Below are 17,879 nucleotides of genomic sequence, written 5' to 3' on the forward strand. Positions count from 1 at the left end.
AAACTCAACACGCTCTTTTCTTAAACATTAGCTGCTCATATAATTTTATTAATTCACTATAATATTTATCCATTGTAAATTCCTCTTTAAATACCAAAGATTCATTTACCATATTTTGATATTCTATAGAAGACTTATCCATACTTAATATTTTATTTAGAGCATTTTTTAAACTTTCAACATTACCATTTTCGAAAACAAAACCTGTTTTGTTATCTTTAATATTTTCTGGTATCCCACCAAGGTTACTTCCAATTACCGGAGTCCCTGCACTGTATGACTCAATTATAGTTAACCCAAATACCTCATGCCATGTTGAAGGAATTATAGTAGCCTTACTAGAACTTATTTCATTGTGTAGTTCGTCCCCACTTTTAAAACCTAAAAATCTCACATTTTTTATATTTTCTTTTGAGACACGGTTTTTTAGTCTCTCTTCTTCTGAACCTGTTCCAATAATTTTAAGGATATAATCCTCATTAATTTCTTTTATAGCATCTAGTAAAAGATCTAGCCCCTTTTCTTGAGATAATCGACCATAATATAATAAAGTTTTATTTTCCTTATGCCCTTTTTTTACTACTTTATCATCGAAATCAGATGTTAAAAAATTCGGGATATGAATAAGTTTCTCTTCTTCATATCCACCTTTAATCAATTGATTCTTCATAAATAAGCTAGGACAAATAATTTTATCTACCATGTCGTATGATTTCTTAAATTTATGATAATACGCCTCTATACTTAATAGTGCACTAAATAAAATAGAATCTTTATGACATTTGTTAATTGCACAATTAACAAAATTTCCATTTAAACATTTTGTGCAAATTTCTTCACCAGAATATAATTTATAGTTTGGACAAACCATTTTATAATCGTGAGATGTAAATACTATAGGTATATTATATTTTTTTAATGCATGAAAAATAGATGGGGTTAATTGATGATAAATCAAGTTAACATGGGCAATATCCGGTTGTGAATCCTCAATCAACTTACAAAGATTTTTATATGCTTCATTAGAATTAATTAATTTCAGACCATTCTTTATTTTTGTAATTTTGTTACCTTTTTCATAATCTACATTTGATACAAAATATTTTCGATAGTTTGATTGGTAATTTCTGTCATCACTCATGCTAAAATCTATTGTTTCATGCCCACGATTTTCTAACATCTTCTTTAGTCCAAAAAAGTAAGTCTCACTGCCACCTTTAACATAAAAGTACTTATTTATTAATAGAATTTTCATTAAATCACCTTATCTCCGACATATATTCTTTTAATTGGATATAACGTTTTTCCCATGTATTATTCGAAGCATACTCTTTATATACTTCTGTTCGTTTTGAAGTGACTAATAATTCTTTTATTAGTGATACAAATTCTTCTTCATTTTTATATAACAGTGCGGGAGAATTCATTTCTTTTACTTCTTCTAATTCTCTAGAAACAACAGGTAATCCAGCTGCGAAATATTCATATACCTTTAAGGGGTGAATGCTGTGTGTTAATTTATTTTCGATGAAAGGCATAATTCCAATATCCGCATAATAAAGATAATTAGGTAATTCATCATGAGCTTTTTTACCTAACAAAAAAATGTTTTCTTGTTCTTTAAACATGTTTTTTGCTGTCTCACTTACATTCCCAATTAGGATAAAAGATACTTCTTTTAATGTTATTGCTGAATTTAGAATTAGTGAATAATCAAACCAATCTTCCAATGCGCCAACATAAATTACTTTAGGCCCATTTATATTTGAATACTCTTTTGGAAGTGAATACTCAATATTTTCAAACCTTGATGTATCTACCCCATTAGGTAAATAAATTACATTTTTATTGAATTTATTTGCCTTATCAATCAAATTTTTTGCACTAACTAATACTAAATCTGATTTTTTTATTACTTCATTTTGCAAATAAATCATATTTTTATACGCACCTGAAAAACCTGAAAAATCATCAGCCATTCTATGAATCATAAAATTGTGTTTAATTGTATCTGCCAATTTCAACATTTTAACATTTGTCATCCATAAAATATCAGTTTGGTTAACGTCTAATCTTTTATTAAATGTTCTAGAAAATTCGTTTAAATAGTTATTTGCCCAAAATTTAGTATTAAAAGGGGGATACTTACAAAATGGCATAATTACCTTTGGATTGAAAACTTTGTAACCCGAAGAAACTTCTTCAAACTCTATATTTCTCTTAAATAAATATGGAGTTGGCTGATTAATCCAATTTACATCATATTTATCTTGTTGAAAGTTCTTTGCATAATAATGACTTCCCACCTGGAATACTGTGTTAACATCTAAATACTCACACATTAAAACATTCATTCTTATACCCCTTATTAATTGTATAATTTTTACTATAACACTGGAAAAATTACACATATTGTTTTTTTTAAAAATATACTATATCTAAACGCTTAACAAACACTCCAGAGCTCGTGTTTAAATTTATATTAGTACATTTTTTCTGTTAAACTCTCCATTAATATTTTTAAATTCAGGAAATAAATTTCCCCATGAAAACGAATCAATAGTTTTATTTATTAATTTAAGTTCACTATAGGTTTTTCCACCATATTTTTTTGACTGTATATACTTTGGAATTCTTGAATAACTTTATCAAATTTGAAGATTATTTTAGTTTTCAGCGTCGATTTCTTAAAGCATATGCTCGTATTTGTTTAATAAACATTATTATTAACAACTCTAAATTAAATTATCTTCGAAATTATATTCAATAATTCAGTATACCAACTATTGGAACAACGTATTACATTCAATAAAATTAGATCCTATTAACTAAACATTTTCATATTTTCCCTTTTTATTCATTTTTCCGAAAAATGTTTTTTCATCTATGAACACTAAACTAAATAACATTATGAATAAGATATAATTAGGTATTGCATAATATTGATTTGGATTAAAATTTGAAACTATAATGTACCCGCTAATTAAAGTCGGAAGAAACCATTTGTTATTACTGAAGTTTTTATAGCCCTTGAATATAAGATAAATTAATAGAGTAATAAATAAGATGAAATTAATTATTCCTTGTTCCACCAATATATTCAATAACTGAGAGTGGATTGCTATATCAATAATATAATAATTCATACTCAAATAATAAGTATACTGACCAGCCCCTATACCTAATATAGGCAAATCTGCAAGAATTAATTTTATATACTCAAACTGAATAAAGCGTGATGATTGGGTATCTCCCCTATCAACGATTAAAGTTTTGTAAATATCATCAAAAAAGAAAAATATCACTAAACCAAAAATACCCATTAAAAACAATGCTAAAAAGATTTTAAATGCAACATTTAACTTATCTTTTGACCTTATAAGTAGGAAACAAAGAATCAACTCAATAAAAATCGCTAAGTATCCCAACCTTGTAAAGGTTAAAACACAAAAAATTAAATTAGTTAGAATAGCTATAAACCCAATTTTTTTATTGTACTTTAAAAAATACAAAATAAGAATGGGCATTAATATAGCCGCTAGATTACCTGCTCCATTACTTGCCCCTACTATTCCTATGGCTCTTTTGATTACACTTCTACCTTCTGTATAAAAAATATCCGCTGCATCCGAAAATGGTAAAAAAGATGAATTAAATATATACTGTATAAATCCTAATACTGAATTAAATAGGGAGAATACTACAATAGATATTAAAATTTGTTTGAATTTCAATCCATTCGCACTTAATATATATATAACCATTCCTAACAAAAAAAGGTTTACCAATAAATTGAATTGATTTAAATATAAATTGTAATCATAAATATCTATAAAAAATAATTGTACAATTAAAACTAATATCATTAGAAAAAACAAAAAAGTAATAAATTTCATTTTTTTACTATTATATACAAAAAAATTATTACTCAATTTAATATTTTTCTGCTTTATAAGGACGGAAACTGTGATAAATGCCCAGATAATTGTTAGATTGATGAAAGTTAGCAAGGACAAGTAGATTGATTGATTAAAAATCACGATATTAAATTGAATATTTGAACTAAATGCCAAAAAAACCACAAAAACTATAACCCCATTTAAAAACGAAAACTTTTTTCTTGAATATAAAGAAATTATAAATATATAGAAAATCGCTAACAACGGTAGTAATAAAAATAATTTCATAATCTACTCCAATCTTGGAAAACTTTTTTTGAAATTAAATTACATTTAAACCACACCTTTATATTTTTTTTAATTCTAAATTTTATTCCTTTACTTTAAATAGGAGTGCAAAAATATATTAGGTTAATAAATACCACATAATTTGCTCCACCGAGTACGTAATTTAAAATTAGGTTTAATATAAATGAGCATAATTTCTCATGATTTACCTTAATTCATTAATGTCAGATCTTTAGGAGAATAATTTTTCATTTAATAAAACCTTACTAGTAAAAGCTCTAATTAATAACTGCGTTTTGACATTGTTCACCGAAAACGAAGGGAATAATAACATGTGCTAAAACCCCTACATGAATCCGAAAAGTGAACCATAATTGAAATGCTAATTTAATAAGTTTTATTTATTTTTTACTTATTCTATATTATTATTAGTAAAATTAAAGGTTATCATCAAATGTAATAAATAATTGTTTGTTCAAACTGTAATTTCCGATTTACTTTTATATAATTAGTCAGAAAGTTATCCATTATTAATTTTCATTCAACTTCAATCTCCTAATAAATTAGTGGATTTGAGTCAATATTTTGGACACTAAAAAGTTAAATCTTAAGCTGTATTCCTAATTCGATCTTCAATGGCTTGTGGGGTTTGATAGCCCAAGCTGCTGTGAATTCTTTTTCGGTTATACCAACCTTCAATAAATTGGTACATCGCTAATTTAGCTGTTTGATAGTCTAGATATTGTACGTGGTTGACTTCTTCCTTTTTTAATAGGGCATGAAAGGATTCAATACAGGCATTATCGTACGGGCAACCTTTCTGACTAAAAGATTGCTTAATATGATGGTTTTGGATATGTTGAGTAAACTCACTGCTTGTATATTGCGAGCCAAGATCCGTATGAAGAACTAAGCCCTCCGAGGGCTTTTGTGATAAGTGTGCGTTATTGAAAGCTTTTATGACCAGTTCTGTCGTCATTGAACGAGAAAATGAATACCCTACTATTTTCTTAGAATGAAGGTCCAATACCGAAGCTAAATAACACCATCCGTCTTTTAACGTGTGGATATACGTAATATCTGCTACCCATTTCTCATTAATGGTTTGAGTAGTGAAGTCTCGTTTTAGCAAATTATCCAATTGATAACCTTTTCTTTAGATGGATAGGGACGATACCTTTTCTTAGTAATAGAACGAATTCTCGCCTTGCTCATTAAACGTTGAACACGCTTTAGACTTAGGGAAAACCCTTTGGTTAATAAGCTTTCATGAATCTTTGGAGCCCCATATCGTCCTTTGCTTTCCAGGTAAATAAGATGAATTTCCTTCGTTAGTTCTATGTTTTCCTGTTCGCAATTTGATACGACTATTTGAAGGGATTGATAATGGCTGCTTCTTTGGATTTCTAGTATTTCACACATCTTCTGTACGGGATATTGTTTCTTGTGTTCCTCAATAAATTCGTAAGGTCTGTCTCGGTTACTTTTTCGCGAATATGGCCATAGCCTTTTTTAAGATTTTAACTTCTTGCTTTAACCGAAGGTTTTCCTTCTGAATGGCGGCTAATTCCTTTGGAGTCATGGACTCTTCCCCTAAACCGATAGGAGTAAATATAAATGGTAACTTCTGATACGCCATATTCGCCGCTTAATTCTTTGACCGAATTACCCGAGTGATAAAGATCTATAATAGTCTTTTTGAATTCATTATTATATTTTTTACCTGTATTCTTACGTTCCAAGACGGACACATCCTCTCAAAAATCATTGTAAGGGCTTAACTAAAATGTGTCCATGAAACTATACTAACTCCATTAGAAATTAAAAAGTCCGAGAGTAATTCCTCTGATTACTTAATTTATAAGGGGAAAATAATATGAAAACAGAACACTCCCGGTCTGTTTTCATATTATTCATTAGAACATTTGTTTTTTGCTGAATCGCTATAAATCTTTTTAAATTCAGCAAATAAATTATCCCAAGAAAACAAATCAAGAGTTTTATCAATTAACTTAGTTTCATCAATCTCTTCTAAGAGAACAGACTTTATTTTTAAGGCTAGTTCTAAATTATTTTCTTCTCTTGGGTTAAAAGGCTCTCCTATATATAATGGTCTGTATATACTTTGGAATTCCTTAATAACTTTATCAAAACCTATTACTGGGGTTCCATACGATAATGATTCTATATATACTAGCCCAAAACTTTCACTATTACTTGGTAAAACAAAAACATCACTAATACTATAGTAGTCTATGATTTTACTATAAGACATAGGTTTCAAAGCAACAATATTTTTCAAACCATTATATTTTTTTATGAAATTCAAACCTTCTTCATTTGTTACAATTATTATAACTGTATTATTTCTTAAGTAACTATCATTAGATATACTATCTAAAAGAATTCCTAATCCTTTTCTTTTGACAGGTTCTGAAACCCCTGAGAAAAAAATAATTTTCTTTTTTTCGTCAATATTCAACGTTTTTTTAATTTCATTTTTGTTTTTTGTTTTTAACTCCTTCTCTAAATATGGATTATATATTTTTATCAAATTTGACGTATTTAATTTGTATTCTACATGCTTTACCTTGGCGTATTCAGAAATATATATCACTCTATTTGTATTAAAAGAATTATATCTAACCTTTTCAATACTTTTTTCAATGTCTCCTTGCCAAAAACCATGATCAGTAACAACTACCTTGGGCTTATTTTCTATTAAGGATAAAGCAGTTATACAATCATTATGCAAAGAATGGATGTGGACTACATTATACATTGATACAAGATTTTTTAATTTACAAAAGTGGTATAGAACTCTTAATTTCTCTTTAAACTTTAAAAACTTAATTTTTTTTAGTTTCTCTTTATCAACTAATAAATATCCATATAAGCTCTTAAGAATTTTAATAAACTTATTATCTTCTTTATATAAAGTGACTCCATCTATATTTTTAATTTCATTTATATTTGAGTATAAACTTACTTTATATTCTTTTTTAGCTTTTAATATTAACTGTACGGAATGAGTTGCAACACCTCCATCCATTTCACCTCCATATTCTTTTGGTAAGATTGTAATATAAAGAATTCTTTCCATTATTTTACCCCATTCTTTTCAATGCATTTAAAATGTTTCCTATTGAAAATTATATTTATCTCGCAGTATAAAAAATTTTGCTAAGACTGATTATATTACCTTCCTTAATTATTTCTTAAATAAATTTTATTGAAGAAATAACCATTTATAAATATAGTTAATAAATACGTTATTGTATTTGCTATTGCAGCACCATACATTCCATACCTACTAATGAAAAAATAGTTTATTGTTATATTTAGTATTGTTGCAATCGTGTTTATATATAAATTTATATCCGATCTCCCTACACTCATTAGCGTAATACCTTTTGGAGAATATATACTCCAAAAAATAAATCCTATTAATAAAATTTCAAGATAGAATACCGAATTAGAATATTTTTCACCAAATACTAAAGGAAGTATAAACGGTGCAAATATACCTGCAATTAAAGCAACTGAAATAGAAATTATCGTATTTCTGATTTGGTATTTTTTTAATAATATCTTTACATCTTCTACATTATGAGAAACTCTAGAAATTTTAGGTATCATTATTTGTCCTAGAGTAGCAGGAAACATCATCATAGCTGAAATAATTAATTGTGCTATACTGTAATATCCTATTTCTTTTGAATTAATAGTTAGAAAGGTGGCCATTATGATATTTACATTTGACATTAATGTCCCTAATAAGTTGGATCCAAATGCAAAAAGACCATTATTAAAAATGTTTTTAAGTTTTGGTATTGTGATGTTAAATATATATTTAAAATTCATTTCTCTTCTTATAAATAGAAGTATAACTATAAATGAAATAAAGTTTAAAATTACTAAAGAATAAATATAACCTTCTAAGCCTAACCAATAAGCAAAAAGAGTACTAAAAATAACTATAAAAATTTTAGTATATGATTGAATTATAGACATAGTTTTTATTTTCTGTTGTGATTGAAGATATACAATTATTAGGTTAGTGAGACTTAAAATAGGAATTAAAAAAATATATATTTTTATTAGGTTGTCTACATTAATTATTGAAACATTAACCAGATTAATGACAATCAACATTATTATAAATGATGACACAATGGTGATTAAAAAACTAATATTAAAGATGCTTTTTTGCTTTTTCTTACTGATATCCTCTGAGCAAAGCTTCAAAACAGATGTGTTTAATCCCAATGAAGCTACTAATATTAAAATGTTCAAATAGGATTGTAAAACTTTTATAGTTCCAATATCTTCTACGCTTAATATCCTTGTGAGAAAAATTTGCCCCCCAAATGCGGATATTTGTATTAAAAGATTAGCAGATAATAAATGTAAAAAACCAACCTTATTAGCTAGCTGATATAAATCAGCAAAAGTTTTCTTTATTTTCTTCACTTAAATATATTCCTTCCAACTACTACTTTGTTAGGGTAAATTCATTATGACATGTATAAAATTAATGAAGTAAAATCTTTAATGGAAAGTTCCTTTACTTTTCAATAGAATAGTAACACCATATTTAATATCTTCTGTTCACTTCACAATATCTCTGAATTATAATAGTCAGATAAGATTTCTATGTTAATTATTAAAATGTTAATAGGTTAATAGAAGGTATACCTGACTTTTCTCTTTAAAAACCTTACTTATCCTTTGGCACGAACAGATATCCCCCGAAAAGTAAAGGGGGATATCTTCCATTTGAATTATATTCATACTAGCGATTCAATCCTATTCTGGAAAATCAATATCTTATCATCCAGAACTTTTCCTTCTTTAATAATTATGGATTTATTTAATACTTTAGTATTCTCTTCATTATTTTCCATAATAATAGGTAAATACTTTTTAACTTCCATACTAATTGAATTTGAAGCTGTTTTATAGAAAATACTAGGCGTATGATCAACTACATAATGCATAACACCATCTACATAATAAAATGGATTAGCAATAGTAGTTGCTTTACTAGTCTCTATTCCTTTACCTTCATCACAACTAATATCAATAATCATCGAATTTTTCTTCATTCTTTTAATGTCTTCTTTATAAAGAATATGATCACTACGATTGGTATCCCATAAAATCGCATTTACAAATACGTCATATTGTTCTATTTCTTTACGAAGTAAATTTTCAGTTTTACGATCATATATGGTTATTTCCGCTCCTAACCCTTGAAGTGCTTTTTGTGCTCCTCTTGCTATATTCCCTTTACCTAAGATGGCTACTTTAGTTTCATAAGGCATTTTACCAAAAAGCATATATGCATGAAGTATAGCAGCTTCACCAGCTAATTCATTGTTTCTCCAAAAAACATGTCTTCCATCTTCAAACATGTCTTCCCAAGCTATTGCTGTCATATTTTTGTTTATGAATCGATCTGTAATATCTTTGTTTTGAACAGCATGAATCCAACCAAAAACAATTTGGCCAAATGAAAGTTGTTCAAGGTAATCTGCATCTCCTGCTTTTGGATCACAGATAATATTTTGTTTTAAAACTTCATTCCTATTAACAACATTGACACCAATAGTTATCATATCATCATCAGTTATACCCAATACATCTCCATATCCTGATTCAAAATATAATTGTGATTTATATGGGAATTCCAATATGTCTTTTAAAACAAGTGCTCTTCGGAATTCATTCTCTTTTAAACTAACAGGAAAGCCTACAGTTCTCATTTATTAAGCCCCATTTCTATAATTTTGACACTAAAAATCTATGCTTTAGATTATCAGGTCTATTAATTGAAGTTACTATTTTAATATTTATTTTAATTGAGTATGCAATACGTTCTGCTAATGCTTGTTTGAATTTTTCTCCTTCTGCACTACTATAATTTTCAGTTGGAACAATGTATACAATTAAATTTTCAATATCTGTTTGTACTAGTTGTAAATCCTTAAAATTTGATATATATCTAATGGCAAACTCCAGCATTGTTGGAGAATAGTATTTACCATCAGCTGTTTTTAAGAAATCTCCACTTCTGCCATCAATCTCACTAATCGTCCTCATTTCTATTGGACGATTTTTATATTTTTTTATTGGACCTAAAGTTGCTATGTCTCCCGTTTTATATCTTATTAAAGGGAATGCATAATTATTAAATCCTGTGCCTACTATTTCTGCTTGCTGTCCTTCCTCATTCACATTCATATTCTCATTATTTAAAAACTCAGCTATTCCATACTCAGGTAGTATTTCATATTTTTCAATCCCCTGTCTAACCATTAAGACAAGACGCTCATTATGGCCATAGTAGTCTATAACTGGACAATTAAACGCTTTACTTATCTCTTCTTTTTGGAAGTCAAACATTTTTTCAGAAGCACAAAATATACCTTTAATACTCGTTACTTGGCTATGATATTTATTTTCATTAATGAATTTTGATAACAAAAATATCATAGAAGGATAAGCTTGTATAAATTTTGGTTTTTTTTCATATATTAAATTAAGTGTCTCAAGCATCTTTTTTTCACTAAAATTTTCGGTATTAATTATTAAATATTTCCGATAAGGGTTATATTCAAATAACCCCTCAAATTTCCCAAATCTACCTCTTAAAAACAGCACTAACTCATTATTATAACCAAATTCTGACCATATCATCTTATAAAATGCCCATTCTCTGTTATTAGTTGTTTTTGTGTTAAAGAAATGCAAAGGTGAAGATGTTGTGCCACCAGTATTTATAGGTATCAAATGATTTTTATTGATGTTTCCCGCAATGAATTTTTCTCTATTAAGTTTCACAATTTCTTTATCTATTAATGGGAGTTCTTTTAGATCTGATACATTTTGAATCTGTTTTATTTTTATTCCATAGTTATTCCAAACTTCTTGATAATATGGTACATTTTCCATACTGTGTTGTAAAACTAATCTTAATTGTAAATTTTGGAATTCAAGAACCTCGTTATTACCCCAGTTTTTCGTGCCTTCTAAAAAGGAACGGTAATCTTTATATTCTCTTTTTTCTAATAAAGTGTCTGGTAAGAGTGAAGCTAAAAGTTTCAGAGTAAACTTGAATTTTGGGTATTTTTCTAACAATCTAATCCCTCATTATTCTAAAAGATATTGTTTGGGTTTTATTTCCATCTGCATAGCCTAATAGTTGATTTGATATGCTTTTTAAGCCATACTGATTTGAAATATAACTTTGTTGTAGACTTATCAAACCTGTACTAAACTCTACTTCTAATGTAGATTTATTTGAAGTTAAAAGATATTTATTAATTTCAACTTTTTTTATTTTAATTTCTTTTGGTATATTGAAACATTGCTTAAACTTATTATTATATTTACTATTTTTTATATTATCTTCTATTTTAATTACATCCGATTTAATACAAACTGTCCTTTCATGAATTCCCCCATTTTTAACATAAAATCCAAAATGTTCTCCACAAAAATGATTTTGGTCGAAAGAAACAAGTCGAGAATTAGTCTGCTCTGCCATATTAAACAAATTCTTTTCCTCAAAATCATTTTGTTCAAAATCTTCGATTTGAACAGTGTTATGCATTGAGGTACTACGGAAAAGATTTCGCATTTTATAATCGGCTGTATAAATATAAGTCCCTGGATCAACAATGAAATCTTCTCCATCAACGTTTAGTTCAAAACTTAATTGATCATTATGGCTATGAACACCCTCTCCTCTAAAGGAAAGTTCGCCACATCTAATACAGCAATAGACCCGTTTATTACGTAATATAAAATAGCCTCCATCTCTATATTCAATAGATGTTAAAGGCTTTGGTATTTCAACATCTTTCTTGAAATTCTTATGAATCCATAAAGTATCTTCTCTATATTCTTTGCCATAATATCGAAAATCATCACGCTCAAATAGCTCTCCTGCTATTCCTAATAAATGGCGAAAATCATTTCTAATCCAATTACTGTAGTTTGATAATATCAATAATCGTCCATCATCTGCATCACCGATAATTGGAGATAATCCGTTTGGTTTTGTAATATTCATAATAAAATCGCACATTTTTTCTAATCGAATCATATAATCCTTTGAGAAATGAATATTGTTCTTATTACAAAGGATAGTTGTTAATAAAAACAACTCAGTTACAAGTCGATGATAGGAAGTCGAAGCTTCATAGTTTGTTCCATCTGGATTATTTTGAACAAACATTTCCTTTTCCAATTCTGAAAGTCCAAATTCAAGCCATTTTTTAGGATTATTTTTCCTATTCACATCATTAACTGTGAATGAATCAAAATAAAGCCCAAGCCAAACAAGTCCTACTATGTTTGATAAATAGTGATTTCCGGTATGGACACTTTTATTTTCTAGATTTTTTGTTATAAATCTCCCATGCAAATACAATGATTTATTAAATTCCAACCAAAAATTCTTGTCAATTGATCTCGACTTTTTAAAAAAGAAAGAAGCAGCAATCCAATTAACTGCTCTAATTCCCACATCCATCGTACAAGTCCAATTGACTGACATTTCAACTGGATTCATTTCTATCCAATCCTCTATTTCATCTTTAAATTCTACCGCATATTTTTCATCGCCAGTTACCCAATAGGCCTTACCTAACGTAAACAAATGTTGAAAACGAGATAATTCCCATGGAACTTTAACATCAGCTTTGTTAGAAAAATCTACAATCTTTATGTCCTTATTAAACTTGTTTTCCCATACAAAGTTAGTTTTAAAATCTTTATTCCACGGAAGATATTTTCCAAGTTTAACATCACCAGAACCTAGTAAGTTAAATGTATGAGAACAAATTTTATCAGCATCTCTGATAATATCATCTATAATAGTTAGCTCATTAATTCGTTGAACTATTGTATCCTTATCTTCTATATCAATGAAATATTTACAGTTTGGTTTTATTTCATAAAAATATGAGTCTTTCATATTTATTGGACGACTTTTGATTAGTTGCTTCCTCATCTGTTTATAAGGCACTTCACAAGATTTTGTAATAATCTTTTTTACGGCTTTATTCAATGGCATTTTTTTTAAATTTTTGAACTTTTGTTTTAAATCTAACATTTTTCCTCCTAAATTACATTAGATACCACTTTTTCCCCTAATTTTAAAATTCCCCTTGTATCAATAACAATTTTATTTAGAAAAATTTCTTCATCCATAGCTTTAAAATAATCATGATCCACTAACAATATCACTACATCCGCTTTGTTAATAGCATCTTCCGTTTTAGTCAGTTCAATTTTATAATCTTTTAAACTATACGGAAGTTCCTCAATATGTGGTTCAGCTACTAAAATTGTTTGATTAAAAATAGATGTTAATTCTTTCACAATTTCAACTGCTGGACTTTCTCTTAAATCATCAATATTCGCTTTAAATGACAAACCTAAACAAGCAATAGTTGGGTTTGAAATATTCTGTGAAACTTCTTTTACTTTTTTTACTATATAGTGAGGTTTCGAGTCATTGACTTTTCGTGCCGTATGAATAAGCTGTGATTTCTCTGGTGCGGCATCGACGATAAACCATGGGTCCACTGCAATACAATGGCCTCCTACTCCGGGCCCTGGCTGTAAAATATTAACACGTGGATGGTGATTGGCTAAATTTATTAACTCCCATACTTCAATATTTAAATCATCACAAATCATCGAGAGTTCATTCGCAAAAGCAATATTCACATCTCGAAATGCATTTTCAGTTAACTTTGATAATTCAGCAGTTCTTGCATTCGTTTGTAGTACTTTACCCTCAACAAATGTTTCATAAAATTGTGCTGTTTCATTTGTAGATAACTCGTTAATACCACCAACAATTCGATCGTTTTCAATTAATTCCTTTAATATTTTTCCAGGCAGTACACGTTCTGGACAATGTGATACATAAATTCGATTCGACTTTTTTTCATCTACACTTAAATCAGTTCTTTCATTTAATATCCACTCAACAATTTTTTCAGTTGTACCAATTGGACTAGTAGATTCTAGTATTATTAAATTTCCAGGTTCAATATAGGGAATGATTGATTTAGTTGCTGATTCCACATAAGTCAGATCTGGCTTATGATTTTCTTTAAAAGGTGTTGGAACGGCTAGAATATAAACATCTGCCTTTATAGGCTCGATATCGGCACTCAATTTTCCTGCTGCTACTACTTTTTTCACAACATTCTCCAAATCTGGTTCATATATATGTACCTGTCCATTATTTATTAAATTAACAGCCTTTTTATTTACATCTACCCCATGAACCGAAAACCCTTTATCTGCTAATACAGCTGCTGTTGGTAACCCAATATAACCCAAACCAACTATACAAACTTTTTTATCCAATATAATCATCTCCAATTTAGTAAGCCTCATCTGAATTAATCATGCATTTCACAGTTTTAAGGATTATTTTAATATCAAAAAACAAATTTCGATTATCAATATAAAATATGTCCAATTTAACCATTTCTTCAAATCCTAAGCTATTTCTACCATTTACTTGCCATAATCCTGTACATCCAGGTGTTACTAGTAATCTCTGTTTATCAAATAGAGAGTATTCATCTACTTCGCGACGTAACGGTGGCCTAGGTCCAACTAAGCTCATTTCTCCCTTTAATACGTTTAACAATTGTGGTAGCTCATCAATACTTGTTCTCCGAATAAATTTCCCAATCTTCGTAATCCTAGGATCATTCTTCATTTTAAACATAGCGCCCGATACTTCATTTAAAGCTAGTAAATCTTTTAATTGCTCTTCTGCATTAGAGACCATTGATCTGAATTTATACATTTGAAATTGCGTTTCGTTTTTCCCTACACGAAGTTGCTTAAAAAATATGGGTCCTTTAGGGTCTTCTATTTTGATTAAAATAGCTACCATCAAAAAGACTGGTGATAGTAAGATAAGACCAATAATTGATCCAAAAATATCTATTAACCTTTTCATTCTTAAATAACCCAAATTAGAATTTGCTTGATCTTCTGTTAATAAATGGTCAGATGACGCCACTCTCTGCTCAGCTGCTACTGCTTTCAAATTGTCTCCTCCCTTACTCTTATTATTCTTATATCTTTTGTTTTTCTAGAATGTTCTCTATAAACTCTAAAATATCATCTTTAAGTATTTTATCTTTCAAAGCAAACTCAATGGTTGTCTGAATAAATCCTAATTTCTCTCCAACGTCAAATCGTTTCCCTTCAAAATCATAAGCAAAAACTCGTTGAATTTCGTTTAGTTTTTGAATGGCATCTGTTAGTTGAATTTCTCCGCCTGCTCCTAATTCTTGTTTTTCCAAGAACATAAATATTTCAGGTGTAAAAATGTATCTGCCCATGATTGCCAAGTTGGATGGGGCTGTACCCTTTGCAGGCTTTTCGACAAAGTTATTGACTTCATAGCGTCGTCCATTTTGGTTACTTGGATCGACTATTCCATAACGATGAGTTTCTTCTTTAGGTACTGTCTGTACACCTATGACAGAAGATAAGGTTTTATCATATTCATTCATTAACTGTTTTAAGCAAGGTGTTTCTGCTTCGACGATATCATCACCTAACAATACGGCAAATGGTTCATTTCCTATAAATTTTCTTGCACACCAAACTGCGTGACCTAAACCTTTTGGTTCCTTTTGTCTTATGTAATGAATGTCCACTTTGGAAGGTGCTTGGACTTTCTCCAACAATTCAAATTTATTTTTCTCCATTAAATTGTTTTCAAGCTCAAACGCGTTATCAAAGTGATCTTCAATAGCTCGTTTTCCTTTTCCGGTAACAATAATAATGTCCTCAATTCCAGATGCTACAGCCTCTTCAATAATATATTGAATCGTGGGTTTATCTACTATAGGGAGCATTTCCTTTGGCATGGCTTTAGTAGCTGGTAAAAATCTTGTTCCTAACCCTGCTGCTGGTATTATCGCTTTACGTACTTTTTTCATTTGATATCAGCCCTTTCTAGCTCTTTTATTCAAAAAAAAAACAATATATAGTTTTTCATAAGCAAAAATTATATTATAATGATGTGGACATTTCCTATCTATATTTCTAGAAGATTCCTAAGATTTTCTTTTTAAACGGTATAGGTTTTTCAATAGAAGGGCTGTGACCCTTTAATAGTTGTTCAGCGTTTTCTTTGAAATGAAATGTACGTTCTATCCCATATACTTTTGTAATTGTTTCATAGGCTTGTTGTAACGTGAACCCTCTAGAGCCTATATTATGTGCATCTGTTGCAATAAAATGAGCCAGATTATGTTCGATTATCTTTTTTGAAAATGATTGAATACTTTTACCGAAGTTCCCGATGATACTGCCAGAGGTAATTTGAGTTATCGCGCCCTCCTGGACCAATTCAAATAATAGTTTATGATTTTCAATCAATTCCTTATTTCTCTCCGGATGTACGATAATCGGTGTTATTCCTTTAAGCAGCAGCTCATATATCACTTCTTGTGTGTATGTAGGAACCCTACCCGACGGGAGCTCTAACAGTAAATACGTACCGTTATCGTCCAGTGTTAGGATTTCTTCCTTTTCAAGTGATGTAAATATGTCTCGGTGTATTCTTACTTCTTGACCGAAATGAATGGTAAGAGGAATATTTTCTAGTTGAAAACTTTCATTTAACCTCCCTACACGGTCAATGATGTTACTTTTAACATTTACATATTTCTCATTTAAGTGATGTGGCGTGGCAAAAATATGGGTAATTCCTGCTTCTACCGCTTTTCTTGCCATATTCAAACTTTCCTTCATGTCCGCAGATCCATCATCAACCCCCGGGAGAATGTGACAATGTATGTCGATCAAATTTCATACATCTCCTTTATAAAATAAATAGGAAAAAAGGCCTATTCCTTAAAAAATAGGAATTATTACCCTGATTAATAGTAGCATATAAAACTGCCATTAAACAGGGTGTTATTTTGTCGAATTTTGTTTTATTTTCTTTAAGTTTGATAGTAATAATAATTGCTGTTATCCGTTTCAACACCATTCAAAACGACTCCAAGCAAGGATGTGTTAGCTTTCATTAAAAGCTCCTTTGCTTTTAATGCACTTTGTTTGTTTGTCTTGCCACTCGCCACTACCATGATCACGCCATCACATTTATTGGCTACAATCTGGGAATCAGGAACTACCAACACAGGCGGTGTATCAAAAATGATATAGTCATACATTTCTTTAAGTTCATCAATGGCTGTTTCTATCGCTTTTGAATTTAATAATTCCGAAGGGTTAGGCGGTATCGGTCCACTTGTCAGAATTTCCAGATTAGGCACATTCGTTTTCATAAGTGCTTTTCCTATGCTCATTTTCTTGGTTAGTACACTCGTAAGCCCCTCTATATTACTAAGACTAAAGGCGTAATGAACGGATGGTTTCCTTAAGTCTGCATCCACAAGCACAACTTTTTTCTCCTCCTGCGCTAGCACAATTGCGAGGTTTGCAGCTGTGGTCGATTTCCCGTCATTAGGTTCCGATGAAGTAACCACAATTGTTTGTATTTCTTTATCCACTGAGGAAAATTGAATATTCGTTCTAATTAATCGATATTGTTCAGTGATAGGTGACTTAGGATTTGTCTGTGCAATCAAGTTCACCTGTTTTTTATCTTTACTTCTCAAAAATCCC

At 29.5% G+C, this 17,879-nt stretch carries 13 protein-coding genes and 1 pseudogene; all 14 read right to left on the minus strand.

Going from position 1 to position 17,879, the window contains the following annotated elements:
* Positions 1–4: 4 nt before the first annotated feature.
* The 14 genes and pseudogenes from ACIROD_RS05655 to ACIROD_RS05720 all read right to left on the minus strand — a co-directional run bounded on the left by ACIROD_RS05655 (position 5) and on the right by ACIROD_RS05720 (position 17,872).
* Positions 5–1,255, minus strand: coding sequence for a glycosyltransferase (locus tag ACIROD_RS05655; RefSeq protein ID WP_402938622.1), 1,251 nt, complete (start codon positions 1,253–1,255; stop codon positions 5–7).
* Between the two features lie 4 nt (positions 1,256–1,259).
* Positions 1,260–2,354, minus strand: a complete 1,095-nt coding sequence (locus ACIROD_RS05660) for a glycosyltransferase (RefSeq protein ID WP_402938625.1) — start codon at positions 2,352–2,354, stop codon at positions 1,260–1,262.
* Positions 2,355–2,828: 474 nt separating this feature from the next.
* Complete coding sequence (locus tag ACIROD_RS05665) at positions 2,829–4,187, minus strand: O-antigen ligase family protein (RefSeq protein ID WP_402938628.1); 1,359 nt, start codon at positions 4,185–4,187, stop codon at positions 2,829–2,831.
* A gap of 607 nt (positions 4,188–4,794) precedes the next feature.
* Positions 4,795–5,929, minus strand: a pseudogene (locus ACIROD_RS05670) (IS3 family transposase).
* A gap of 167 nt (positions 5,930–6,096) precedes the next feature.
* Positions 6,097–7,290: a glycosyltransferase family 4 protein gene (locus ACIROD_RS05675; RefSeq protein WP_402938631.1), complete on the minus strand. Its 1,194-nt coding sequence runs from the start codon at positions 7,288–7,290 to the stop codon at positions 6,097–6,099.
* 104 nt (positions 7,291–7,394) lie between these two features.
* A complete protein-coding gene (locus tag ACIROD_RS05680) occupies positions 7,395–8,660 on the minus strand; it encodes a flippase (RefSeq protein WP_402938634.1) in 1,266 nt (421 codons plus the stop codon).
* Between the two features lie 317 nt (positions 8,661–8,977).
* Positions 8,978–9,955, minus strand: a complete 978-nt coding sequence (locus tag ACIROD_RS05685) for a N(5)-(carboxyethyl)ornithine synthase (protein WP_402938636.1) — start codon at positions 9,953–9,955, stop codon at positions 8,978–8,980.
* A 16-nt stretch (positions 9,956–9,971) separates the two neighbouring features.
* Positions 9,972–11,330 carry an acyl-CoA synthetase family protein gene (locus tag ACIROD_RS05690; protein WP_402938638.1) on the minus strand — a complete coding sequence of 453 codons (1,359 nt, stop codon included), beginning with the start codon at positions 11,328–11,330 and terminating at the stop codon, positions 9,972–9,974.
* Position 11,331: 1 nt separating this feature from the next.
* Positions 11,332–13,311, minus strand: a complete 1,980-nt coding sequence (locus ACIROD_RS05695) for an alginate lyase family protein (RefSeq protein ID WP_402938640.1) — start codon at positions 13,309–13,311, stop codon at positions 11,332–11,334.
* A gap of 8 nt (positions 13,312–13,319) precedes the next feature.
* Complete coding sequence (wecC, locus tag ACIROD_RS05700; protein ID WP_402938643.1) at positions 13,320–14,582, minus strand: UDP-N-acetyl-D-mannosamine dehydrogenase; 1,263 nt, start codon at positions 14,580–14,582, stop codon at positions 13,320–13,322.
* A gap of 16 nt (positions 14,583–14,598) precedes the next feature.
* Entirely contained in the window at positions 14,599–15,252 is a 654-nt protein-coding gene (locus ACIROD_RS05705; protein WP_402940119.1) for a sugar transferase, read from the minus strand.
* Positions 15,253–15,307: 55 nt separating this feature from the next.
* Positions 15,308–16,183, minus strand: coding sequence for a UTP--glucose-1-phosphate uridylyltransferase GalU (galU, locus tag ACIROD_RS05710; protein ID WP_402938646.1), 876 nt, complete (start codon positions 16,181–16,183; stop codon positions 15,308–15,310).
* A gap of 106 nt (positions 16,184–16,289) precedes the next feature.
* Positions 16,290–17,054, minus strand: a complete 765-nt coding sequence (locus ACIROD_RS05715) for a tyrosine-protein phosphatase (protein ID WP_402938649.1) — start codon at positions 17,052–17,054, stop codon at positions 16,290–16,292.
* Between the two features lie 140 nt (positions 17,055–17,194).
* Positions 17,195–17,872, minus strand: coding sequence for a CpsD/CapB family tyrosine-protein kinase (locus ACIROD_RS05720; protein WP_402938652.1), 678 nt, complete (start codon positions 17,870–17,872; stop codon positions 17,195–17,197).
* Positions 17,873–17,879 lie beyond the last annotated feature (7 nt).

Source organism: Peribacillus sp. NPDC101481 (assembly GCF_044767165.1).
Taxonomy (GTDB): domain Bacteria; phylum Bacillota; class Bacilli; order Bacillales; family DSM-1321; genus Peribacillus.